Source organism: Heliorestis convoluta (assembly GCF_009649955.1).
Lineage (GTDB): Bacteria > Bacillota > Desulfitobacteriia > Heliobacteriales > Heliobacteriaceae > Heliorestis > Heliorestis convoluta.
In genome coordinates, this window is record NZ_CP045875.1 from 2,678,928 (window position 1) to 2,704,515 (window position 25,588).

At 38.6% G+C, this 25,588-nt stretch carries 19 protein-coding genes; 4 read left to right on the forward strand and 15 right to left on the reverse strand.

What is annotated here, in order from left to right; all coding sequences use genetic code 11:
• Positions 1–35 precede the first annotated feature (35 nt).
• The 5 genes from rfbC to FTV88_RS12830 form a co-directional block, all read right to left on the reverse strand.
• Positions 36–575 carry a dTDP-4-dehydrorhamnose 3,5-epimerase gene (gene rfbC, locus FTV88_RS12810; RefSeq protein WP_153725972.1) on the reverse strand — a complete coding sequence of 180 codons (540 nt, stop codon included), beginning with the start codon at positions 573–575 and terminating at the stop codon, positions 36–38.
• Between the two features lie 52 nt (positions 576–627).
• The gene (locus tag FTV88_RS12815; RefSeq protein WP_153725973.1) at positions 628–1,953 is read right to left on the reverse strand and encodes a glycosyltransferase family 4 protein; all 1,326 of its coding nucleotides are present in this window, start codon (positions 1,951–1,953) and stop codon (positions 628–630) included.
• A gap of 128 nt (positions 1,954–2,081) precedes the next feature.
• Positions 2,082–2,996 (reverse strand): NAD-dependent epimerase/dehydratase family protein, encoded by a 915-nt coding sequence (locus tag FTV88_RS12820; protein ID WP_153725974.1) that lies wholly within the window; start codon positions 2,994–2,996, stop codon positions 2,082–2,084.
• Between the two features lie 113 nt (positions 2,997–3,109).
• On the reverse strand, positions 3,110–3,844 hold the full coding sequence (locus FTV88_RS12825; RefSeq protein ID WP_153725975.1) for a cephalosporin hydroxylase family protein: 735 nt from the start codon (positions 3,842–3,844) through the stop codon (positions 3,110–3,112).
• A gap of 271 nt (positions 3,845–4,115) precedes the next feature.
• Positions 4,116–5,135, reverse strand: a complete 1,020-nt coding sequence (locus tag FTV88_RS12830; protein WP_153725976.1) for a radical SAM/SPASM domain-containing protein — start codon at positions 5,133–5,135, stop codon at positions 4,116–4,118.
• A gap of 394 nt (positions 5,136–5,529) precedes the next feature.
• Between FTV88_RS12830 and FTV88_RS16205 the strand changes: the two genes are divergently transcribed.
• The gene (locus tag FTV88_RS16205; protein WP_368277595.1) at positions 5,530–5,820 is read left to right on the forward strand and encodes a transposase; all 291 of its coding nucleotides are present in this window, start codon (positions 5,530–5,532) and stop codon (positions 5,818–5,820) included.
• Between the two features lie 119 nt (positions 5,821–5,939).
• Positions 5,940–6,128, forward strand: a complete 189-nt coding sequence (locus tag FTV88_RS12840) for a hypothetical protein (protein ID WP_153725978.1) — start codon at positions 5,940–5,942, stop codon at positions 6,126–6,128.
• An 89-nt stretch (positions 6,129–6,217) separates the two neighbouring features.
• Here FTV88_RS12840 and FTV88_RS12845 read toward each other — a convergent pair whose 3' ends face one another.
• From FTV88_RS12845 to FTV88_RS12865, 5 genes are all read right to left on the reverse strand, one after another.
• The gene (locus FTV88_RS12845) at positions 6,218–7,225 is read right to left on the reverse strand and encodes a radical SAM/SPASM domain-containing protein (protein ID WP_153725979.1); all 1,008 of its coding nucleotides are present in this window, start codon (positions 7,223–7,225) and stop codon (positions 6,218–6,220) included.
• A 103-nt stretch (positions 7,226–7,328) separates the two neighbouring features.
• Positions 7,329–9,869 carry a glycosyltransferase gene (locus FTV88_RS12850; RefSeq protein WP_162008047.1) on the reverse strand — a complete coding sequence of 847 codons (2,541 nt, stop codon included), beginning with the start codon at positions 9,867–9,869 and terminating at the stop codon, positions 7,329–7,331.
• A 10-nt stretch (positions 9,870–9,879) separates the two neighbouring features.
• The gene (locus FTV88_RS12855; RefSeq protein WP_153725981.1) at positions 9,880–11,820 is read right to left on the reverse strand and encodes a tetratricopeptide repeat-containing glycosyltransferase family 2 protein; all 1,941 of its coding nucleotides are present in this window, start codon (positions 11,818–11,820) and stop codon (positions 9,880–9,882) included.
• Between the two features lie 67 nt (positions 11,821–11,887).
• A complete protein-coding gene (locus tag FTV88_RS12860; protein WP_153725982.1) occupies positions 11,888–13,057 on the reverse strand; it encodes a flagellin N-terminal helical domain-containing protein in 1,170 nt (389 codons plus the stop codon).
• A 336-nt stretch (positions 13,058–13,393) separates the two neighbouring features.
• Positions 13,394–13,636, reverse strand: coding sequence for a hypothetical protein (locus tag FTV88_RS12865; RefSeq protein ID WP_153725983.1), 243 nt, complete (start codon positions 13,634–13,636; stop codon positions 13,394–13,396).
• Positions 13,637–13,906: 270 nt separating this feature from the next.
• Between FTV88_RS12865 and FTV88_RS12870 the strand changes: the two genes are divergently transcribed.
• Positions 13,907–14,236: a hypothetical protein gene (locus tag FTV88_RS12870; protein WP_153725984.1), complete on the forward strand. Its 330-nt coding sequence runs from the start codon at positions 13,907–13,909 to the stop codon at positions 14,234–14,236.
• Positions 14,190–14,666 carry a DEAD/DEAH box helicase gene (locus tag FTV88_RS12875; protein WP_153725985.1) on the forward strand — a complete coding sequence of 159 codons (477 nt, stop codon included), beginning with the start codon at positions 14,190–14,192 and terminating at the stop codon, positions 14,664–14,666. Before FTV88_RS12870 ends, FTV88_RS12875 begins: the two co-directional genes overlap by 47 nt.
• Positions 14,667–14,759: 93 nt before the next feature.
• Here FTV88_RS12875 and FTV88_RS12880 read toward each other — a convergent pair whose 3' ends face one another.
• From FTV88_RS12880 to FTV88_RS12900, 5 genes are all read right to left on the reverse strand, one after another.
• On the reverse strand, positions 14,760–15,797 hold the full coding sequence (locus FTV88_RS12880; RefSeq protein ID WP_207707962.1) for an Rpn family recombination-promoting nuclease/putative transposase: 1,038 nt from the start codon (positions 15,795–15,797) through the stop codon (positions 14,760–14,762).
• A gap of 167 nt (positions 15,798–15,964) precedes the next feature.
• Positions 15,965–18,349, reverse strand: coding sequence for an ATP-binding protein (locus tag FTV88_RS12885; protein WP_153725987.1), 2,385 nt, complete (start codon positions 18,347–18,349; stop codon positions 15,965–15,967).
• Positions 18,350–18,587: 238 nt separating this feature from the next.
• Positions 18,588–21,176: a heavy metal translocating P-type ATPase gene (locus FTV88_RS12890; RefSeq protein WP_153725988.1), complete on the reverse strand. Its 2,589-nt coding sequence runs from the start codon at positions 21,174–21,176 to the stop codon at positions 18,588–18,590.
• 361 nt (positions 21,177–21,537) lie between these two features.
• Entirely contained in the window at positions 21,538–23,544 is a 2,007-nt protein-coding gene (locus tag FTV88_RS12895; protein ID WP_153725989.1) for a methyl-accepting chemotaxis protein, read from the reverse strand.
• Between the two features lie 56 nt (positions 23,545–23,600).
• Positions 23,601–25,538, reverse strand: coding sequence for a MutS family DNA mismatch repair protein (locus FTV88_RS12900; protein WP_153725990.1), 1,938 nt, complete (start codon positions 25,536–25,538; stop codon positions 23,601–23,603).
• Positions 25,539–25,588 lie beyond the last annotated feature (50 nt).

A 25,588-nucleotide genomic window follows, 5' to 3' on the forward strand; every position in this document is an offset into this window, starting at 1 on the left:
TACAAGAAACGCCTTTATTAATCAGAGTAATCAGCTCAAAAAGCACTTCTGAAATCCTTAAATAGAGGTAGTTGACTATCCTTATAAGACAATATAGGTTCCGTAATTGGCCAATCTATATTTAGAGAATTCCAAAGAAAACCGCTTTCTAGTTCAGGCGAATAAACCGAAGACATTTTATAAACAACCGTCGTATCGTCTTCTAAAACTAAATACCCATGGGCAAACCCAGAAGGAATATAAACCAAGTTATGTTTTTCAGCGTCGACATGAAAACTCACAAATTGACCATATGTAGGTGATGTTTTTCGGACATCCACAGCCACGTCAAAGATACTTCCCCTGACACAATAGATCAACTTAGCTTGTTCTTTTGGAGGATATTGCAAGTGAAGTCCTCTTAAGACCCCTCTTTGAGAAGTAACCATTAAATCCTCTTTAAAATCATGTGAAATACCAATATTCTTAAATGCATCACTATGATATGTCTTAATGGACTCTCCTCTGTGGTCCGTAAAAATATTAGGAATTAACTCCACACATCCTTGGAGGAACGTTTCCCTGAGTTGAAACATCCAGTTACCTCCCTCAATCCATAACCAGGAAATTATCCACATTGTGCTTGTATTAACAATGCCCCTGTAATAATTGAACCCATTTTGATAATCGTGAATCCTTCGGATAATATCTGTAAAAATGAAAAAGAGAACTCTTGTTTTTCTCTTTTAATATGTCACTAGTTAAAAGCCATCTTCTCTGAACTTCATTTTTTTCAGTGGCTTCATTTATATTTTCTAACCAATAAAAAAAACTACGTTCATCTCCTAAACAAGAAAGAAACCAATCAGCTGGATTTTTCCCAAAAACAGTACAGAAATCAAAGTCCCTTTTTTCTTTATTCAATAAAGAATCGTAAATATCATGTAATTTTGCCACTGTTTTCTCTATCGACAACTCTCTTTTTACCCATTTACTAGCATTATCGCCCAATCTTTTTCTTTCTTCTGGATTTTGATATAAAAATCTTATAGCTTGTCCATAAGATTTAACATCTTCTACCACGATTCCCGTATCCATATGTCGTACTAAAAATTTCTCAGCAGCTTGATTCAACACAACAGGAGGGATGCCAACTGCCATCGCTTCCAACAACGCATTTTCCGTCGTACCGTAATGTTTTGGATTCAAAATATAACTGAATACATCCATCTGTCTCAATTCTTGAGATATACCTTGTATATACCCTTTAAATTCTAGTTGTTCAGTAACCCCATGCTCTTGAGCTAACTCTTCAATCCACCGTTTATCTGTACTATCCCCAACCATGACAAACGTGGCTTCACCGATGTTAACAGTTTTTATGTATTCTACAAATTTAGGATGCAATTTACAAGGATTCAAGGTACCCACATAACCTATGCGAAACCCTCGGGTTCTATGAGGAATTATACCGCTCAAACCTTTAAAGCCACCTGAGCTAAAAACGACTTCAGTCTGTTTTTTTAACTCCTCTTCTGACATTTTTCTAAGATAAGGGCTTTCATAGGAATAAGGCGTAGAGAATATAAAGCAATGGGGCTCTTTTATAAAAGCCGGTTCTATGACAGGTGGAAAATGGCCGGAATTGTGACTCCAAATAACTAAACGCATCTTTTGTGTTAAGTGACGAACCATAAACTCTGCCATAACAGGGTGATGCCACCATTCAACCTGAACGATATCAGCAACACTCATATCTTCACATATCTCTCTCAGAGGCGGTTTTATTTTTACTGATACTCCATTATTTTGGGCATAATCAATAAATTGTCTTTGTTCAGGCTCTTCTAGACAGATAATCTTATGTACATACGCATCAGATGTTGAATTGGCGTGAACAGTTGCATTTGCTAGTACTTTTCCAACGCCACCGCCCATATGGGACGCTATATGCAGTATCTCCGGCATGGCCATCCTCCTGAAAAAGATCTATTTAACTCTATTTAAAAAACATTGGGTGCGTAAGTGATAACCACCTTTTCATTTATAGATTTATCGATTATAAATGAGTTGTTCTCTTGCAATAATTCCCAAAATGCTGTTTAGGGGGAAACATACCTATTTTTATCATATGTTAAAATCAATTCTAACCCTTTTTTTAAGTCAACCATTTCTTGATTTTCTAAAATATTTTTAGCAATGGGTTTTACTTTCATAATTTCTCGTTTTCTGTAAGGGCGTTTTCCCCAATGAATATTTAGCTCTTTTCCCGTTACTTCAGTAACAAACTGGGCTACTTCTTTCAAAGTATATACCTTTTCAGGAGCAACCATATAGGTTTCTTCCTCATGAGCTTGTAAATCTTTTACTCTCTCGTGAGCAAGTTTAAATGCTTTAACTACGTCATCAATAAAAACAAGCCCTAACTCTTGATCTCCCGTTGACATCTCAAGGTACTCTTGCGTCTTTGAAATCTTTAATAAAAGCGGTAATACTTTATTTCTAGGATCATTTTTTCCATAAGTATCACATATTTTAAGAGTAAGCATACGCAATTGACTAGTATTAATATAATACTTTGCTAATACCTGGAAACACTCTTTTGTTGCTGCATATAGATTAACGGGATCGTAGTTTACTCCCCCATAATTTTGCCAGTGTGTTCCTGCGTAAATTATATGCTTTGTTCCTGCCTTAGCCGCTGCATCTAAAATATGAGTTCCTAGAAGGATATTTGAGTTTATCAAAGGTGTAATATCCTGAGTTTCATGATCTGAAATAAAAAATGTAGCTAAGTGAAAGACACTTTCAATGCAATTTTTAAAAAATATATTATTAAAAACTTCACCTTTTTCATCTATTGTATGAACAGTAACTTTGTCTAGTAAATCACTAATCAGGTAATTATCTGACGAAGGTCGCATCGTGATATGTACGTCGTAACCATCTAATATTAATGATCTGGTAATATGCGAACCTATATATCCAGTTGCTCCCGTTACCAGTACTTTACTCATTTTATATCACCCAGTTTTCGAACAAGCCCACTGAGAAGTAAGCTAATATAATCTCTAAACGTTCACCCTTTAATAGACTAATTGGTGGAATTAGTTGAAATCGTTATCTATGACTATTTGACTCTCTTTAAATATCCATCTATAGCAGATGTTATAACAAGCTTATTGTGAATACTCTCGTCTATAATGAAGTTTTCGTTTTCTTTAATAAACTCATGGACAGCTGTCCAAGGATTATTATCTACCCCCCAGGGTCTATTATCACAAAACTCGTTAGGTTCAAACTGGATAGATGTATCAAATACAACTAAATAAGAACCCTTACTTACAAAATTGGAGTAAATATCTAGCTCTTTTTTAACATGTTCATGAGTATGACATGAATCTAAAAAAACCATTATGTTTTTTTTGTTTGAAGATATTTTAGTTACGTAGTTTAATGTTTTTTCTTCTACTGAAGAGCCTTCTATCATTTTAATTCTCTTACTCATTGGATGACTCATTATTCTTTTTAAATTATGTTCTCTAATTTCAATATCTATTCCCAATACTTCTCCAGTATTTCCAAGAAGCTCAAGAATCGAAGCAGCATGTATAATGCTACCACCATGAGCGATTCCGGTTTCAATAATTAAATCTGGTTTAACCTCCCATATCAATTCTTGTATAGCCATTATATCGTTAGGCAACTGAATAATTGGCACACCCATCCATTTGTGATTATATACATATTTGTGTTTTGTATTAAATCGCATCCATTTGTTGGATATCTCTTTCATCTCTTTATCTTTAGCCATTTCTTTTATAGCTTCATTTCTCTCTATGTCAAATTTTTTTATTTCATCCATTTTTTCTCCCCCATATTCAGAATATCATCAGGATAGTTACTTACCAGAATTTTGAGGCTCTTTGATATTTTATGTGGGTATTCGAAAAGATATCGCAATGAGCTTACTCACAACATCAAACTAAGACCACTCGCAACCCCAGTAGATCAAAGTAATAAAATTCCTGCTTAAGCGATAACCTCTGGCTTTTCTCTTAACTGATTGAATGACATTAATGGATACATTCAGGCAAGCTATGCTGCTGTTACCTCACTTTTGCAAACTTTTAAGGTTATTCAGCATCATTCATTAGAATTTTAATTTTATCTGCATACTTGTCTATGTCATCTTCTTTATGGTACATAGCTGTCATATTGCCACATTCTTTACATACTGATATACTATTTCTTTCCCCATTTAAATGTTGTAATCTTAACCTTCTTACTTTTTCACCGTTCCACATATCTATGATTTTCTCATTTCTAAAGTTGCCTACCGAAAAACTTAAAGGTAGCCCTAAGGTAACACAGGGATAGATATTGCAATCAGCGTCTGCATATAATGAATAAAATAACAATGGACAAACTCTAGATACTACGGCAGGCTCGTTATACATAGTTCTCGTAGTATTTACAATTCCTTCACAATCTCCTGTTAAGGGTTGACAATCACTCAAATGTTCAATAAAAATTTCATCGCATATACTTCCAAACATTTCATAAAATTTTTTATCTTCTCCTTCTCCCAAGCAGGCATCTATGATTTTTATATATACTTTACATTGTCCTCTATTCTCATAAAAATATTTTATATTAGATTTGAACTCTTCAAAGTTGACGTTACATTTACAAACTTTTTTGTATTTTTCTGAAGATAGTCCCTCAAGAGATATTTTTAGACTATCTAACCCAGCATCAATTAGCTTATGTGTTATCTCTTTATTTAATAATGATGCATTTGAATACATCTCCACTCTATCAGATACATTATTATCTTTTAAATATTTTATCATATTTGGTAACTTTTCATTAAGAAGTGGTTCTCCCATTCCTGAAAAAACAATAAGTTTTAACCTTTGAGGAAATTCTAGTAGTTGATCTGCCAAAGAGATAAGTTCTTCATATTCCATATTCTTAAACTTAAATCCAGTTTCTAAAACTTTGTTTTTATCTAAAGAATGAGTACAGTAAAAACACTTGAAATTGCAAATCTGCGAGGCAGAAATTGTTATTCTATAGGGACCACTCAATGGTAATACTTCCCCTAACTGTATTCTTTCTTTTACATACGCCGGATTAATTACAGCTCTCATACTCACACCTCTTTTTTAGTATTTAATCTATACAATTTATATACCCGACTAGTGCAGCGTCCCATAAATTCGTTGATGTATAAAAACTAAGCCAAAAGAACAGTTGGAATAAAATGGTTTTTGAGGGATTTTGTCAATTTATGTCGTATTTAGTCATCATGAAAATGACGATCGGGCGATGAGACCCAAACAGTAACCAAATGGCGAGATCGATTTATTCAGTCCGATTTTAGCATTAAAGGACTTCACGACTTACCACGCTCTGGGGCCCCTTTAAATTTTCTATTGTTGAATTAATATCTATAGCCTGTGATGCCCCTTGTAATTATGGTTTCGATACTTACTCAGACTGGACCATCACGATACTCACAGAAGCTACCGCAGAAAGGCATCAATTAGCACAGGAAAAGTAGTAGCTCATTGTAGCTCAACTCGCAAAGGCGAAGACCTTGTTGCTTTCATGGAAACAGTGGCTGAAGCTTACAAAGACGTGCCAAAAATTCATGTTGTTTGGGACAATCTCAATATACATTATGATGGTGCTTCAAATAGATGGACTGAATTTAATGCTCGTCATGACAATAAGTTTGTTTTTCATTACACCCCAATTCACGCGTCTTGGATCAACCAAGTAGAAATCTTTTTCTCTATCTTGCACCGCCGTTGCTTACGCTGGAGTGATTGAAGAATTGAAAGAAAGCGTGATGCAGTTTATCCTTAATTGGAACACAACTGAAGGTCATCCATTTAACTGGTCCTTCCGAGGTTACCCAATGCAGGATAAGAAACAGGAGGTGGCTTAAAATGCCAAGCAAATTAATGAAAGAACTGTTGAAGTACGAATGTCCTGAAATAAAAGAACACCTTGATGGTTCTTTTGAATTAGAAATGGTTGATCGTGGTAAGTGGCAACCTACTCCTTATAGGGGAACGACTATTCAATTGTTAGATCTTTTGACACAACAATTCTCGTTTACCTTGGCAAAATTCTAGAAATATCAACTTGTTTGCTAAACAAGGTTTAGTAAATTAATAATTAGTCAATGCAAATGCAAATTTTTGCATTACAATATCTAGTGACTTTAGGTGTTGTAATGTTTTAATAAGCTTTTTTTAACAGAATCAATATTATCATATCTTTGATTTGTATAGGTAGGAGCACAACATCTTCCACAGACTTGATGATGGTATCTCTTTTCTTGCAAATGCATGACCCTAAATAAATTTAGCTTTTTACTATTCCATACGTCAACTAGAGAGTTCTCAACTACATTCCCAAAGATTATTTTTCCTTCTATGTCGTTGCAACAAGGAGATATACTTCCATCAGCGGCAATATTTAACGAGTAAAACGGGCTACTACAGACATCTACATTATCACATTTTTCACCCATCATATTAATAAGCTCTTTCTTTCCTTTGTCTTTTATTGCCACATAATTTTTATTCTCAATTAAATGTTCGATTGAAATTTCATCACAAATATTTCCGAATATCTGATAAAACTTTTCAGTCTCATTTGATACTATATTATCTAAAATCTTAATAAAAACTTTGCAATTTCCTCGGTTTTTATAAAAATCCTCAATATTTCTCACGAATTCATAAAAATTAATCTTGTATCCACAAGTATCAAATATTTGTTTTTCTGATATCCCTTGAATAGAGATTCGTAATACATCCAATCCGGAACTAATAAGATTTTTATTTAATTGTGGTGTAAGTAGAGATCCGTTAGTAATAATTTTTACCATATTACAAGCACCAGATGACTTTGCCAAATAAACCATCTCTGTAATTTTTTTGTTTATCAAAGGTTCCCCAAACCTCGATAAATTAATAGCTTTAACTTGCCTTGGAAATATTAAAGCATCTTTTATAAGTTTTTCAAAAATAGAATACTCCATTACTTTATTCATGTGTCCAAGTTTTTTTATTTCTTCTTGCATATTGCCATGAAAACAGTAAAAACATCTGAAGTTGCAAACGCTTGAAGGTTCTATTAAAAGTGATATAGGTGTGTCCAATGGAACAACATCTGCTAATCTTATACGTTCACCCTCACACCACTTAGACATTTTTGCCTTCAAATACTTCCCTCCCTCAAATGCTCCGTTACTCCTTTGCCTCGCTAAACTCACTATTTCGCGTTTGTAGCTTCTGTTAGTTTCTTTGTGTAGGCAGTATTATCTTTTATTCTGATACGATTTTAATAACATAATCTTTTACCATAACTTTGTTAAAAACATCATTTTTGTTTACTACCGTATTGGTATCTATTATTTTTTTTATATAATTTAATGTGTTTTCATCAGTTTGATGATATTCCGGCATTATATTTTTCATAATATAGGCTTTTTCTTGTAGATTCTTATGCAATATATTTATATCAATATAACTTTTTATATCATGATCACTAGAAATATTTATGCCCATCATTTGCAAAAGAGACCTTGCATCATAATTGTTTCTAACTTTTAAAAGCAAATTACCATCAGGCTTTAATAGCCTCAAAACATTATCAAGCAGTTTGTACGGATCTTTATAAAAGTTTAGTGGATTACCAATGAGAATATAATCAAATTTACTATTGGTATAATGTTCATGCAGATATTCGATCCGATCAACTATAACATCACCTTCGCATATGGTTTTTAAATCCAACCAATACTTCGCTTCAGTTGTAAACGCCGAAAGTTTGGCATCAAAAACATCAGCATACCTAAGCTTATTTTTTAATTCTAAGATTGGGGTTCCACATCGCACGTCAACGCCTAGAATTTCTGGTTTGACATTCCCACACTTTTCTTTATGATTAATTAAAGAAATCATGGTAAATTCAAAATTGTTAACATCTTCCCATGCATCAATCCCATAATATTTTTGAAAAAAGTTACCTCGACCTTTTTCTAACATATTCATCTTTTCCTGTTGATTAGATCCTGTAACACCAGCATGATGTACAAAAACGTCTTTGCATAAAATAGCTTTGTATCCAGCACGCCGAACTCTAAACGTTAAGTCATCATCACTAAAATCATGATGAAAACCGTAATCCAGTTTTCCTACGATATCCCAACACTCTTTTTTAAAAAAAGTAACTGCATTAATAAGTCTTAATCGTTCTTCCCACTTTCTTCTATCTGAAATATTATATTTTTCAGCTTTTGCATGTAACTCATCAATAGTATTGAATTTTAGATCTACACTTTGATAATTGCTAATATTATCTGATACAGGAACAATAAAGCCAATACGTTTATCAGATTTAGCACATTTAATCATATTTGTTAGCCAGTTTTTGGTTACAATTACGTCATTAGGAACACCAACGCTGTATTTACCTTTCATCCACTCAAAGCCAATAATTCCACCATATGAAGCGCCTTTATTCTCCGTAACTTTAACAATTTTTTTTCTGTTGTGAGGTACAGATCGAAAATACTCATAAGTACCATCGGATGATCCATTATCAACTAATATAAGTTCATAATCTATATCTTTGGTGTTCTTAAGAATACTCTCAACACATATCTTTGTATACTTTTCTAAATTATTATACGCTAGAACTACAATACTAACTTCTGGTGAATCTTCATCAAGTAAAAGTCTACATGTGTTTTTTCGGTTTAAATATATATCATCAGAGATTGTTGGCATTAGTTTAGTTTCAGTATTTTTTATTAAAATTTCACAGTCTTCAGATGTTTCATGAAGTTTCAAGATTTCTTTTAAACTTTGTCTTATTTTTTCAATCATTTTTTCGTCTTTTGTTAAAGTTAACGCAATTATATAATATTCCTTTGCACTTTTATAATCGAGCTTCAATTTATGTGTATATGCTAAGTTATAAATTAAGTCAAAATTCTTTCTATACAATAGACGTCCTTCTTTAAAAATAGTTATAGCTTCTTCAAGATTACCCTCTACTAGAGAGGTTATTCCTTTAATTAAATATAACCCAACATCATTATCTGTTATCTTTTCAACCTTTTTAATTATTTCCTTAATTTCATCATGCACACCTTGTTCTAGTAATGCATGAATATCGTTCGAAAAATGCTTTTTTATATAATCTATGTCGTAATTATTATTATTCATAGACTTATTATTGTCTTCTGACATTTCTTTTTTATGCTTTTCAAAAATCTCTAATATATTATTTTTAACTTCAACATAGTTTTCTTCTATATATTTTACTTTTTCTAATATTTTTCCTGCATTAAAGCCATCTTTATCTATAAATACATTTTTTAGATTTAATAATTCTAGTGATTGCTCATTTGCAAACAACGATAAAAAAGGCTTTTCTAAAATTAATGAGTACAACAATAACTCCTCATTCATGATAATAGAGATCTCTGATTCACGTAATTTGCAGATAACACCTAGGTCAACTTCTGTATTTTCCATGTACTGTATTGATGTGTCTCTGAATACTTCTACAAATCTTTTACACGATTCTGTGTCTATTGATTGTGAATTAAAAACAAATGTTTTGTATCCTCTATTTGTTAAAATTTGTAGAGCTATTTCTAATTGTTCGATCAATGAATACTTAAGTTCTTTTTCTATATTTTCATTAATACAAAAATTAAGGAAAATTTGTTTTTCTTTAGGAGGATGCTCTTTAATTGATTTATTTAATTCAGTTAATCTATTCTCTAAGTTTTTGGTGTCGACCTTATCGGTTAGTATTTGCGATAAAACCTGTACATTCATTTCCAGTTGCATAAAAACACCCCTAAGCATCCACGTCGTTTTGTTTTTCTTTTTTCAAATTATGAAACTGGTCTATTTGATTTAGTGCTAAACTTTGAATTTCTTTATCATTTGTTTGCTCTTGTGTCCATAGTAAAAAGCTCAGTATATCATTTTCTAAATATCCGCTTTCTAATGCTTCTTCAAAGTTTACTAACGATTTTTCAAAATTTTTATTTTTAAAATAGCAGTATCCTATATTAAAGCAGAGATATTTTCTTTCTTCTTCACTTTCTTTTTCTAACTGTTTCTTATACTGTTCTATCGCTTTTTCGTATAGTCTGTTTTCTTTGAAAATGTTTCCTATTACTGTTTCTAAGTTTCCAATGTTCTCTTTAAACTTATTCTTTAAACTTAAATAGTCACCTATAAAAACTTCTTTTTCAAGGTTCACAATTTCTGTAAAGATATCTAGATAATCTTTAAGATCTTCTTTATATAAGAATGTTTCTTGATCTCGAAATAATAATGCTTCTATAATTCTTTTTTGAGATGGCTTAACTACGTTATTTAGCTTTAGAAGTGCTTCGCTATTATTATTCAAATAACCTGAAATAATCGCCAATCTTGCATAAGAAGTATCGTACTCTGCTAAGTAGGCTTCATAAAAATGCTTAAAAGCATGATCATACTTACCATTTGTTAAAAACATTACTACAAGTGAAAAATCTTGATGATTATATTTATTATACATCCAGCTTACATAATAAGCTAATACTTCCTTGAATCGTTGTTTTGTTAACTCTTCAACTAAATAGCTCATGTTTGTTAAGCTATTTTTATCATAGATTTGATTTAATAGGGCTATGACTTCATTCGCGGACATATTTCTAATTAACTTTAACAAACCTTGCAAGGCCGGTAAATAGTCTTTTTTTCTTTTTAAAGCAGCTATGTAATAACTTAGAGCTTTTTCGTCTTCATTTTTTAGTTCGTATATACATGCCATATGGTGTTCAATCTCATATATTTTACCGGTTATAAAGTTGATTTCAATTCCTTTATACTTTTCTTGAATTGCTAAAGTTTTCTCATATGCTTTTAATGCTTTTTCATACTGGAGTGTAAAATGATATGCTCTAGCTAGATACATATAAAACATAGGGTGATCGGGGAACTTTTCTATTGCCTCGTTTATTGTTACAAATACATCTTCCCAACTGTACTTCGCTTCTACCATGGCTGAGATTAAGTTTTGATATACTTTGCTATTTAATCCTTGCATATCCACTTTTTGTTTTAAGTACAAACGTCCGTAGTAAATAGCATTTTCATAGTCTTTTAGTGTCAGATATGCGTCGGAAAGAAAATGATACGCGGTTGGGTTCACTTGTGGATCTTCAATTTCTCTTAATAGTAAGGACAGATTTCTTTCCGCCTTTTGTTTGATTCGATTGGTTGAATATCCCGTATGATAAATAACCAATTCATTTTCGTCTACATATGCAGCATTTAACTTTTTTTTATTAATTGAATGTAAGCGTTCATGAATAGCATTCACATAAATAACGTTTTTAGAGTTTTTAAATATACGAGCTTGAGTAAAATCGGCTATGTATTCTCCGGAATCTTCATCAATATTAATCATTTTACAAGCAATAATTTCTGTATTACCATGTCCATATTTTTTAATTAATTTAGGTATATTAGCTGCTTTTTTTTCATCGAAATATTCATCAGCATCTAAAAATATAATCCAGTTTCCTTTGGCTTTACTAATAGCATAGTTTTTTGCTTTAGAAAAATCATTAACCCATTCAAAGTAGTATACTTTTGCACCTAACTCCTCTGCTATTTCCACTGTTTTATCTGTTGAGCCTGTATCTACAACAATAATTTCATTGACAATATTTTTGTAGCTCTGTATAGATCTTTCGATATTTTTTTCTTCATTTTTAGTAATCATACAGGCAGATATCTTCATAGCTTCACCTCATAAGATATGCAAAGATGGTTAGAGAAAATATTCCCTAACCATCTTTTTTTACTTTTTAGCCTAACAATTGTAGTACAGATTGTGGTCTTTGATTTGCTTGAGCAAGCATGGCTTGCGAAGCTTGGGATAGAATGTTTGCTTTTGTCATTTCCATTACCTCAGCAGCCATATCTACATCACGTACACGAGATTCTGCTGCTTGTAAGTTTTCTGATGAAGTACCTAAGTTAGAGATAGTATGCTCTAAGCGATTTTGAAATGCTCCTAATTTAGAGCGTTCCGCTGATACTTGTTCTATCGCATTATTAATTGTTGTAATAGCAGCTGTTGCTTTATCGTAATCACCGATATCAAGTGCTTTTCCATCACCGTCTCTTATGCCTAAGTCTTCAGCTTTCATTGAGTTAATACCAATATTGATATTTTGCCCTGAGTTAGCACCTATTTGCATAGAAAAAGCACTTGAAACATCTTTGCTTTCAGCTACAGCAGCTTTAATAGAGATAGTGATACTTTCTCCAACTGCAAGACTTGTCAAATCGCCTCCATCGAAGAAGTTAGCTAATGATGTTGTAGCCCATTCGATGGTATTTGCTGCTGCTAGAGTAATTCCAACTTTTGCTGGATCTCCAACTTGAAAATCACCTGCTTCAAATCCAGTTGATTCAGAAACACGAGTTATTGTAATGGTCCCTCCTGTTGATATTGCAGAGCCAGTTGTGTCTACTGCAGTGGAGACTTGGAGATTCGCATTACTATTGTTTTGGAGGGTTATTTTTGCATCTTGAGGTTCTACAATACCTTTCTTTGTTCCATCCAAAAGTTTTTGAGTGTTAAATTCGGTCGTATTTGCAATGCGGTCTATTTCATTTGTTAGCTGGCCAAGTTCCTTTGCGATTTCATCACGATCTGCTTCTGTGTTTGTGTCGTTTGCAGCTTGAACTGCCAACTCACGCATACGTTGAAGAATGTTATGAGTTTCTTGAAGGGCACCTTCTGCTGTTTGGATTAATGAGATACCATCTTGTGCATTTCGAGACGCTTGGTCTAATCCACGGATTTGTCCCCGCATTTTTTCAGAGATCGCGAGACCTGCTGCATCGTCTCCTGCACGGTTGATTCGAAGACCAGAAGCTAGCTTCTCCATAGAATTTTGTGAAGCATTCTGGTTGATCGTCAACTGACGATAGGTGTTCATAGCCGGAATGTTGTTGTTAATAATCATACTTTATCTTCCTCCTTGATAATTTTAGGGGAATGCAATCCTTTGCCTCCCCTTGTCGCCTGCTGTAAAGCCCCGGGACTTTACTTTGGGCTGAGGTTCCTTTTGGGTTGGATGGTTTGTGTTGGGTTGCGTAATATGTTGAATGTTTGGGGAACCTTTGATTAATGTATCGTGTTTGTTTGTGCTTTGTTTAAGCTTTGCAAAGTGGTATATTTGGTCATTTATGTTGATTAGATGAGATTATGTTATGATTTCTTTTTCTTTTGGCTTTTTTTATGGTTTCTTCCAGAGAAATAAAAAAAGACGATGGTCTATGTGTAGACGATCGTCTTTTCGTTATAAATTGGATTCTTTAATTCTCTCTGCATTACTTTCTAAACGCTTTTTATAGCTATCCGATACTGCTATATAAGTACCAAAAGTCGTGAGTATAAATCCAAAATTTGTAATCAATCGCGAAAGTGTTATTTCATGTCTAGCAGTATCAATTACTGCCATGGCAAGAAGGACGATAACAAGTAGTAGCCAAAGTCCAAACAAAGGATATTTCCGCATTAACTCTAGTTCATTTTTAATCATTTATTGACACTTTTGTCCCCTTTTCTTAAAAAAATTTTGCATATCGCTTTATATATAGTATTGCATAGATTATATAGGGATTTCAAATTTTAGACTGAGACAACCTGTTTTATCCTTTTCTCTTTTCTTTTCTTGGAATTTTCCAAAACCTTCTTTGCTTATCTCTTCTATTGGTAATTAAACCCACCCTCACCTTCCCAAGAAACCCCGCTCTCCCCCCTGCATACTCTGATAATGGACAGACTTTTTTTCGTGAGGGAGGGCTGGACTTTGCCTTTTGAAGATTTTGATTTCCCCAAACCACTCAAGGATGGTAAATACATCGCACGCATTGAACATTGGGAACGGGTCACGCTGAGAGATGGGCGCAGGCCTGTAAAGTGGCAATTGCGTCTGATTGGTGCACTGGAAGGCACTTTGTTAAACAAATTCCATTGGATAGACAAAGAAGGGGGACGTCGACTTTTTTTGAAAGAGTTGCAACGCATTGGGAAGTCACCGACGACAGGTGCTGAAATTGAAAGAGATTTGCAAGCTCTTGTGGGGTCGTTGATTGAATCGCAATCGATTGATTGCGGAAGTGATATTGAGCAATCTTAAAGAGCAAGATGTCGGTCTTGTCATATCAGAGCGAGTCGAACATTGTCATATTCTAATGAAGATGTTGGTAGAGTTACGTCCTTCTATGAAGGTGCTCTTGTTAACGGGGAAAACAAAGCTTCCAGAAAGAGAAGCCTCCGTTGCGAAAGCCAATGATGGCAAAGTTCAGTTAATCATTGCAACACGCCTTGCTGATGAAGGCTTAGACATTCCTCGCTTGAATCGGTTGTTTTTGGTAACGCCATCTAGAGCTTTGGCCAAGGTAAAGCAACAACTTGGTCGAATTATGCGAATTGCTGCTGATAAAAAAGATGCAATTGCTTTTGATTTTGTTGATCATAAAGTACCTCTATTACATAGACAAGCGAAAGAGAGATCGAAGTTGTACCGTCAACTTGAATGCAACGTTGATTCCTTGGACCGGTTCTAGGAAACACAAGGGGACGGTTCTTTTGTGTTCTTTATTGCATAGTAAAAAGCCTGCGAATCCAGCAACGGTGCGGTTCGCAGGCTTTTTAGGCTTTTATTTTTCCTTTTCTTGGAGTTTTTCAATGTCTTCTTTGCTAAGCTCTGTAAGTTCCATGATTTCTTCTATTGAAAATCCTCGTGATATCATTTTTTTAGCAACTTTAAGCTTTTCTTCTAGCTTGCCTTCTAGCTTGCCTTCTAGCTTGCCTTCCAGCTTGCCTTCACTGATCATCTCATCAAGAGCTCGTTCGAGGTTAGTAATCAACACATCCACCTCCTGTTTATCTTGCGATTCAGCTAAGATTGCTTCGACTTTCTCAGGTTCCATATCTTTGAATCTAGATTGTACGATTCGCTTGAGCCAGATGACAAACAATCGGTATTTAATAGGATTAAGCTTTTTTAAGATGGGTTTTAGTTTTTTTAGTTTGCTTATTATAACATTTTTATCAGCTTTTTGATCGAGGTAGAAGATGGCGGCGATAAGATTTTCTAGCTTCAAAAGTTCTTCTTCAGAGTAACGTACCACATCGATTAGTATGTACTGAAAGTTCAAAATTTGATCTCCAAAGGATTCGTGGCCATGCTGGTACTCTTTGAAGCTTTTTACGGCTGTCCAGTTGTATTTACCGTTGTAAAGTACGATTGGAATAATGATTGGCAGGCGATAGCTTTTACGTTTTGCTTCTTCTTGTTCTTGGTTATTTAGCTCAGTTCGCCAGATCTCGACCATGTATTGTAGAAGTCGAAAGGGCATTTGAAAGTCTACCGTAGACTGCATTTCCATAAGAATATAGAAGATAATATCTCGATCTTCAAGCTTTACTCGATAGACAAGATCGGCTTCTTTTTCTTGAAAGTCCTGGGTAATGAATGATTTGTCAATACGTAGAAGTGATGTTTCTTCGATTATCTTGGCCCAAGGTGTTTTGACAAAGCTTTGGATAAGTTCGACAAATACTTCTTTCCTGGCAAGCAGAAATTTGTAGCCTTTATCTTGTGGTTGATGGATTTTGTTTTTTTCTTCAGTAGGGCGGTTCTTGGCTATTTTTAAAGCACCCCCTTTTTTTTGTATTATACCATAATCTGTGATTTAATCGCATATATTTTCCTTGTAAACTATGTTCTGTAAGTTGTTGGTGATAGGTTTGCTGGGACTAGACGAGAAGTTTCAGACGGCTCTTTTGCTTGCACATAGTAAAAAAGCCTGCGAATCTCGCAACAGTGCGGTTCGCAGGCTTTTTTCATGCTTATATCTTCTCACAAAACCCACTTCCGCAAAACTTGCTCTAACTCTTGCAAGGTCACGGGCTTGGTTAGGTAATCATTCATACCTGCTTGTAAACATTGCTCTTCGTAGCCATCAATGGCATGGGCGGTCATGGCAATGATCGGAATGTTGTGCTTGGGGTTATCGAGTTCGCGTATGACGGCGGTGGCTTCGAAGCCGTCCATTTCTGGCATTTGGCAATCCATAAGGATTAATCTGTAGTCATTTTGCAGCAGTGCTTCGACTGCTTCTTGGCCGTTGCTGACAACGTCAGTCTGATAGCCAAGTTTTTTCAGCTGCATAAGGGCGAGTCGCTGGTTTATGGGGTTGTCTTCTGCAAGTAGTAGGCGCGTAGATGCTGCTGCTACTTGTTTTTCGATTGTTTCTTTCTTGGTAATTTCTTTTTCATTATATCCAGCTTGCTCGTATAATCCTTGCTCTTGAATCCCCTCTGGTTGCCTAACAAGTACACCTTGCTTGTTCTCTTCTTGCTTGTTCTCTTCTTCCTTCACCACTTCTAAAGGCAGGCTGAACCAGAAGGTTGATCCTTTGTCGACTTCGCTGGTAAGGCCGATGTGGCCGCCCATTAAGTCTACCAAGCCTTTGCATATGGACAAGCCAAGACCGGTGCCGCCGTATTTTCTGGTCATGGATTCATCAACTTGCGTGAAAGGGCGAAATAGTTTTTCTTGCTTGGCTGAAGGGATGCCAATTCCTGTATCGCTTACTTCAAAGCGTATCCATAAAAGGTTCTGGGATAAACTTGGCGATAAAGAAGACATGGGCAAGGTAGCCGACGTTGCTGGCTCGATCTCAATTTTCAAAGATACATAGCCTTTTTCAGTAAATTTAATAGCATTGGTGAGGAAGTTAAGTAAGATTTGTTGTATTCGATACGCATCGCCACGAAGTGTTTGTGGGATATTCCGATCCCTGTGGCTTTGAATTGTTATGTTTTTTTCTTCTGCTTTTACATTGACAAGGTTCAGTGTTTTTTCTGTAATCGTGGGCAGATGGAAGTTGACTTTTTCTAAGGTCATTTTGCCTGCTTCGATTTTAGATAGGTCGAGAATTTCGTTGACGATGTTGAGCAGTTTGTGACCGGAATCGTCGATGATGGTAAGAAGTTCGCGGTCTTTGGGGTTAAGGTTTCTGTGAAGCAAAAGCTCTGTGATGCCGTTGATGCCGTGCAGGGGTGTGCGGATTTCGTGACTCATGTGAGCTAGAAATTGGCTTTTGGCTTGGTTGGCCTGTTCTGCTTCTTCTTTGGCTTTGCGCAGTTGGTCTTCCATTTGTTGGCGCTGTAGCAACTCTTCTTGGAGGGCTTGTGTTTTATCTTGTATTTCTTCTTCCAGTTCTTTGGCGTGAATGATGACTTTACCGGCTAGGGGGCGGAGCAAGGCGATAATCCCTGAGGTGCCAATGGTGATTAAGGCGATAATGGTTAGGGTGATCCAGGTGATTTGCTTTTTGATTGGAGTGGCGATTTCTTGTGGATCCATTTGTACGACTGCGATCCAATTGCTTTCTGCTAGCGCTTGGTAGGCGATAATCTTTTCATTGAAATTGTTGGAAATTTGAAGTATGGCTGGTTCGCCTGCTTTGGCTGCTTGGAGGCTCTCTAGCGTCTTTTCTGGAATGTTTTCTAAGAAAAATTGATTGTCTGATGGTCTAAAGAGGGGGTGAAACTGTCCCCCCTTTATTTTTCCCAGTATTCCGAAGCCTTGTTGGCCTGTTCTATCGTTGCTATTGTTGCTATTGTTGATGACTTCCTTGAGCTCTGTGGCTTTAAATAGTAGCATGTCTGTGCCTATTCTTTGATTGCTTTCGTTGATCATGATGGGGGCGCTTATGATGAGATAAGGGCCATCGGTAGGGTTAAGCCAGAAAGGCTCGCTTACCGAGGTTTTGCTTTTTTCATTCATTCGTTCCATGGTTTCGATCGTTTCTGGATCGACAGGGATGGCTTTGCCGACTTGAATGACGAGCTTTCCTTGCTGATCTAGGCGACTGATGCCTAAGATCACACCATCACTCTGGTTCATGGCATCTTCTAGCTTGTCGTAGCTAAAGTCAACCAGCTCGTCGAGGGTCACTTCTCTCTTGTTGTATCTTTCTAAGTAGTTACGGATCTGCGTACGACTGACTACTTGCTGTGCGATTTCTTTGCCTCGAATCAAGTATTGATCGGCTGCCATGGCTCTGGCGCTGACATTGAAAAGAAGTTGTTGTTTTTCATAGTGCCAGAGATGCTGATAGAGGGGGTAGATGCTAACGAGGGAGATAAGAAGGCTTATGAAAAAAATGCCAATGGCCACGTAGGCCACTAGCTTCTTTTGCAAATTTCCTGTACCATTTTTTGATGTTGATGGCATGACGCTCACCCACTTTGTCTTTCCATCTTTTCATTTTCTGTCTTGCTGTCTCACTTTCTATTGGTGCATTTCCGAGTTCCCTATGTATATATAAACTTCTATGGAAAAAGCCCGTACAGTGCTACAATGCTTTTCACTGTTCGGGCTGACTTGATGGTTTTTTCTTAGTTCTTTCCTTTTTACGAAAGCTTCTACTAACATTATACACTATATCATGCTTGGAGTGGCAAAAGACCCCCTACTCCACTGCCGTGGGTGTAAACATGCGTAATCGTAAGGTATTCAAAACAACAGAGACGGAGCTAAAGGCCATGGCGGCGGCGGCGAGCATGGGGTTGAGAATAATGCCGAAGAAGGGGTAGAGCACGCCGGCGGCAACGGGGATGAGGGCAACGTTGTAGGCAAAGGCCCAGAATAGGTTCTGCCAAATCATAGACATGGTTGCTTTGGAAAGTTCAATGGCGGAAGGGACACCTTGCAGGTCGCCGGAAATTAAGGTGATGTCGGAAGCTTCAATGGCTACGTCTGTGCCTGTGCCGATGGCAATGCCTACGTTGGCTTGGGCGAGGGCTGGTGCGTCATTGATGCCGTCACCGACCATGGCCACGACTTTTCCTTCTTCTTGTAGCCTTTTTACTTCTTGTGCTTTGTGCTCAGGCAGCACTTCCGCTCGTACGGTGGTTATGCCTACTTGCCGAGCAATGGCTTGGGCTGTTTTTTCATTATCCCCTGTTAGCATGATCACTTCTATGCCAAGGCTTTGTATGCGGGCGATGGCTTTTTGAGACGTCTTTTTGATTGTATCGGCCACAGCGATGAGACCGACAAGCTTGTGATCAATGGCGATGAACATCGGGGTTTTGCCTGCTTCGGCCAATTCGTTGGCTTGTGTGAGAAAAGCTGTCCCTACTTCCTGAGACTTTACCTCTGAGGACTTTACCTCTGAAGACTTTGTCTGTGAAGGCTTGACCTCTAGAAGATCTACATCAGAAAAACCTTCTACCCCTTGCTCACGCATAAGCTTTAGATTGCCGATTAGGATAGACTTGCCTTCGATGGTCGCTTGTAAGCCATGACCGGGAATGGCTTGAAAATCTTTTGGCTCTAGCAAGGAAAGCTTTTTTTCTTGTGCTGCTTGCACAATGGCTTCCCCGAGGGGGTGCTCTGATGCCTGCTCCACCGAAGCGACCCAGGTAAGCACTTTTTCTTCATCGTAACCGGGGGCCACGATAAGGTCTGTTAGCGATGGCTTGCCGACTGTAATGGTGCCTGTTTTATCAAGAACGATGGTATTGAGCCTGCGTGAACTCTCTAGCGCTTCGGCACCTCGAATGAGCAGGCCATTTTCAGCGCCTTTGCCAATGCCAACCATGATGGCCGTCGGCGTGGCCAGTCCTAAAGCGCAAGGGCAAGCAATAATTAAAACAGCGATAAAAATGGTTAAGGCAAAAATCAGGGACGGTTCTGGGCCAAAAAGCCACCACAAAGAGCTGCTTACAATGGCAATGGTGATCACTGCGGGTACAAAGTAAGCAGCCACGAGATCGACCATGTTCTGAATCGGCGCTTTCGAACCTTGCGCGTCTTCGACCATCTTGACGATCTGGGCTAGCATGGAATCTTTGCCCACGCGCGTCGCTTTATATTGGAAGCTTCCCGTTTTGTTAATGGTTGCTCCGATAACGGTGTCTTTTTCTTTTTTCTCTACGGGCATGCTTTCTCCGGTGAGCATGGATTCATCGACGGTAGAGTGCCCGCTAATAACAACGCCGTCTACTGGAATTTTTTCGCCGGGGCGGACGAGAATGATGTCGCCGGGGAGGACTTCTTCAATCGGTCTATCCATGATCTGGCCATCTTCTCGAAGGATGCGCGCTCTTTTGGCTTGCATGCCTAAGATTTTTTTGATCGCTTCTGATGTTTTCCCTTTGGCTCTCATTTCTAGCAGCCTTCCTAAGAGGATCAAGGTGGTGATGACGGTGGCTACATCATAGTAAAGCTGGTAGGGAAAGCCAAGGTTGGTTAAAAAAGTAGGTGCAATGGTCATGGCAGCGCTATAGGCCCAGGCGGTTGTTGTGCCAATGACAACCAAGACATTCATATCGCTGGTGCCATGGGACAAGGCTTTATAAGCGCCTCGATAAAAGCGCCAACCGGATAGAAACTGCACCGGTGTTGTGAGGGCTAGCAAGGTTAACGGAGATGTTAAAAAGCGAGGCACCCATTCTCCCCAGCCGGGCATCATATGAGGCAAGCTACCGATGAGTACGATGATGGTTAAGATAGCAGCGCGGATAAAGTCTTTCATTAAATCATTGAATTCTTGCTCTTTGCGCTCTTCTTCTCGGTTTGTTGCATCTTCTCGCTCTTCTAAGAAAACTTCATAGCCTAGATCGTTAATCTTTCGCTTGATCTGCCCAAAGCCGATGGTTTCGCTTTCGTACTGGATCGTTGCTTTTTCTGTAGCCAAGTTGACTTGTACTTCTACGATGCCTTCTAGCTTAGCTAAGCCTTTTTCCAATCTCCTTACGCAGGCCGCACAAGTCATGCCTTGCACAGGCACAGTAATGCTTTCTACGTGCGCTTTTTCTACTTCAAAGCCGAGGCGCTCAATTCTTTCTACGATTTGCCTTGCGTCGATGCCATCGGAATTATAGTAGATATGGGCTTTTTCTACGGCTAAATTAACGTTGGCATTAATAATCCCACTTTGCTTTTTGAGAACTCGTTCAATACGAGCAACGCAGGCAGCGCAGGTCATGCCTCTTACTTTGAGGACTAGGCTCTGTAACGGGGAGTCTATGCTTTCCTTTTTACTATCTTTCATTAGGTTCTACCTCATTTCTCCGGGAACCTTTAGGCTTTTTGGCGCTTCAATGCATCCGTCTTTCAGTACACAGTTGTGTCATAACCCTGATATCGAAAGATTGCGCTGGCTATCTTTGCTCATTTAATGAAACTCAACTTTCCCTGATTACGTTGGGGGTACTTCATAGAGGGGCCAGGTCACAACAAGCAAAATATATCTGGGTCAGGCCTTATTCCTTCCTGGAGAGAGGACTTCAGACCTCAGCCATCGGCAGCTACGCTGCCGCTCATGGCGTGGGATGAGTCCGTTCGGAAGGAATGAATAAGGCCTGACCCCACCACAAAATAACCGTGACAAACTAAACGTCCCTTTGCCGCTCTTACACCTTATAGCCGGCCAAAACTTTATCTAATTCCTCCGATGTCGATACAAGAAAAGCTGCAGAGTTGGTAATTTCCGTCATGGCAGCTGCTTGCTCTTCTGTCACGGCTGCAATGTTTTCAGCATTACCTACTGTGCGCTTAGAAGACTGTCGTACTGCTTCCACTTGGTTAACCAGATCATCCCAGCGACTCGCTAAAAGTTGGTTCTTTTCCGTGATTGTCATAATACGCCCTACCACTTCTTGGCTAGAAGCATCAATCTGATCGAAAACTTCTTCGACAGTGCCAAAAGATTGGAGGCCTGCTTTGATATCTTCATTATATTTGCTTCTTTTCTCTACAATATTGCCAATCTCACCTTGAATATCTTTAACAATTTTACTAATTTCTTCTGTCGATCCTACGGAGTCTTCGGCCAGTTTGCGCACTTCTTCAGCCACAACGGCAAAGCCTCTTCCTGATTCGCCAGCTCGTGCGGCTTCGATGGCTGCGTTGAGTGCCAAGAGATTGGTTTGGGCAGCAATTTGACTGATCATAATTAAAATATCTTCAATCTGTTTTGATTTGGCGGCGAGGCGATCGATGATCTGGTTATTAGTCTCATTGTTATTGTCAATTTGCTGAATTTTATCATTGGCATCGGCTAAGACGGTGCGGCCTTTTTTGACGATAGCGTTGGCTTTGGCGGTAGAGCTGTTTGTCTCTTCTGCAATTTGAGCCACTTGACTTACAAAAGAAGCCATTTCATTGATTTGTCCGTTCATTTCTTTCAGCTTCTGATCTGATTCTTGTGCATCCATAGATACTTGCTGCGTTTCTTCGGCCACTTGCTGGTTGGCCATAGATACTTCTTCCGTAATCTTCTGCATATTGTGAGAAGCCTCGTTGTACTCCTCTGTAGCCGCTTTTACTTTTTGCAATGTCTTTTGTAATGTCTCGATCATCGCGTTCGTTGAATGAGCCAAGCTGCCAATCTCATCGTTGCTTTTGAATTGCAAACGTTTTGTTAAGTCACCATCACCTTCACGAATCGCTTGCAGGGCCTCATTCAATTGATGTAGCGGTTTCATTTGCTGATTGACGATAAAAAAGAGTGACAAACCACCGAGCAGCAAGCCCGCCAGTGCCGCTATGATCGTGGTATTCCGAATATAGGTTAAGATATCATTCGAGTAAGCAATTACCAGTGTCTTTCCATCTTGCAAGGGCGCCTGATAAAAGGTCGCTTTAATCCCCAGATAATGACCAGAAAGGAAGGCAATATCGGTTCCTTCATAAAAAGTGGCTTTTCCTTGGTCAAAGAGATCGAAGGACGACGCTTCCCCTTTTGTAGCTACTAAAAATGTACCATCTTGATCAAGAAGGCCGGCAAAGAGGACTTCTCCTGTAAGATCTTTTTGCAGTTGTTCCAACAAAAAGTCGACGCCAATGGCCTCTTCTAAGGCTTCTAGCAATAGACCATTGCGACCGACTTGCACAATCCGCTCATCGGACCAACCGGTGACACCCACGTATTTGTACAGATCCGGTGTAATATCTCGGATCATCGCAGGCTGGCTTACTTGATCTCGCAGGCCTGTGATCAGATCCATAAACTCATAGGCTTGCCCCTTCGGATCTGCACCAAAGTCAAAATCGATGTCCGGCCCTACATTGGTTAAAATATTGACGCCACTTCCATCGGTAATCCAAAACTCATCAATGCCGGCTCGTTCCGCGAGTTGCACCAGTTCGTTATGGTTGGTGCCTTTCTCTACGAGCAAAGATAGCAAGGCAGCCTGACCAAGCATTTCTCGCTCCATCACTTCTTCCGCTGTCTGACGGGCCGTCATGGCATTTTCAAAAGAGAGACGCACTGTCTCCGTAAAAACGATGCCTTGTTGCTGCTTGCTCTTCACCGTTTGATTGTAGATAAACAAAGACATCCCTACCATAATCAAGGCAAAGAGAACCAGCACAGGCACCATAATTTTTATTTGCAACGAGTTCGTAGTTTTATCCATTTTTCGTCCCCCTTTTGACTCCTCCAGGTTCTGTGCAACAAAAAGCAACGAAAAGACTACTCCAAGCCGACCATTTTCATCAAGGCCATGGCATTGGTAGTCGTCGACACGCCTTCTCGTAAACGATAGTCAAAGTGTAGTTGATTCTCGATGATGCGATCGGTAAAGTGATAGTTTTTGATCAAGCCTTCCTTCTCTTCGGCCAGTGCGCTCAGCTCTAAATCGTGTGTTGTGACCAGGCCGATGGTATTGTCTTTGCTTAGACGCGTTATTACTTTTTTCGCACCGGCGATGCGATCTTTGGAGTTGGTGCCACGGAAGATTTCATCGATCAAAAAAAGAAGGGGCCTATCTTGTTGTGAAGCATCGACAATGGCTTTGATTCGCTTGAGTTCAGCATAGAAAGTGGAAGTATGGTTTTCTAGATCGTCTTGTATGCGCATGCTTGTATAGATATGCATGGGCGAACACGTAAGGGCGCGAGCACAAACGGGTGCACCTGTGTAGGCTAGGACCAGATTAATCCCGATGGTCCGCAAAAAGGTGCTTTTGCCGGACATGTTGGACCCTGTTATGATCCAGGTCTGATTGTGGGCAAAGATAGCATTATTACATACACGTGTCTTATTGCCAAGTAAGGGGTGGCCCAGTTCTTCTGCTTCTATGCGTAGCCTTTGCTCTGTCTCTACGACTTGTGGGTAGGCCCAGTCGGGGTGATCGTGGGCTAAAATAGCCAGACTGGAAAGCACTTCGAACTGGGAAATCGAATCAAGCCAACTTTGCAAGGCTGTACCGTTTTTTTCTTTCCATTGTTCTAGTCGTTGAAGGACATGAAGATCCCAGAAGAGCAAGTTGTTCAGTATAAAATGAAGTACTGGCGAGTGACGGAAGTAAGACCATTCTACGATTTGGGACAGCTTTTTGAGTTGTTCTGCTGCACCTTCTTGATGGTGTTGAATCGGTTCGCTCATCGCTTTTAGCAAAGGCGCTTGGAAAGATTGTTCTTCTACTTTGCGTAGCAAGGCGGCGTAGCGTTGTAGCTCTTCAACGGCTCCTTCTGTGAGATTGTAGGCGCTATTTGTGCCTCTACCGGTTAGGGCGACGTAGATAATTTGTAGAAGAAGTAGTATGGTGGGGATGGTAGAAGATAGAATTTGAAAGTTGGCGAGAATGAAGGTAGATAGGGTGAGGAGCGGTAGCACGATAATGAGAAGTTTTTGTGCTTTCCCTAGCTTGATCCGTGGACTTTCTAGCCAAGCAATAATTTTTTGGGGATCTTTTATTGTTTGCCTTTCTTGATCTTGCTGTTGCTCTGTCTTTGGTTGACCTTCTAAGCCCGCGATCTGAAACTGTTGCCGCCAGTCTAACAAGTTGGCCAGTTCCTGCACAGCTTGTTGTCTCTCTTCTAAGGTTCGGAGTAGTTCTTGCTTTGCCGATGCTTTTGCGGTTGCCGGCCTTTCTTCAGGCGTCATTGCTCCTGATAGTAGCTGGGCTAGTTTTTTTTCGCCTTCATAGGTTGTTGTTGCGTTAATATGTTGGAATAAGGAACCTCGACCGAAGATATTGAGGTCCCCCGCATAGGGATGTTCTTCTTCTAGATAGGCTGTGCCGTCTTTGGGAAAATGGTACCACTGGTCCTGAAGCCTTTGTATCGCTTGCTTGTTAAGCTGAACCATCTGTTTATAAAAAAGCATGCTTTTTTCTGTTTCACCATGCTTGCGGATAAGAACAAAAAAAGCGACGGCCACAAGAATGGCGCCACCGAAGGCGATAGGTTCATTATAGTAGTAACCATAGCCGAAGAGTGCGATGGTTGTGAAGGCTGCAATGAGGCGTAGCGAGACGATACGATCGAACTTGCTTTTGGCTTCGTTGTACTTTTCTTGAAAGTCTTTTCTTCGTTCTTCATAGAGCGCCTTGATTGGATCTTTCGACTGCCTAGAACCATCTGTCTGAGGCTGGGCCTTGTAGTGTTTTTCCTTTTGAAAAGTCATAGTTTGGTTTATCACTCGTTTCACGATACATTTTCTAGTGCTGGGAGATA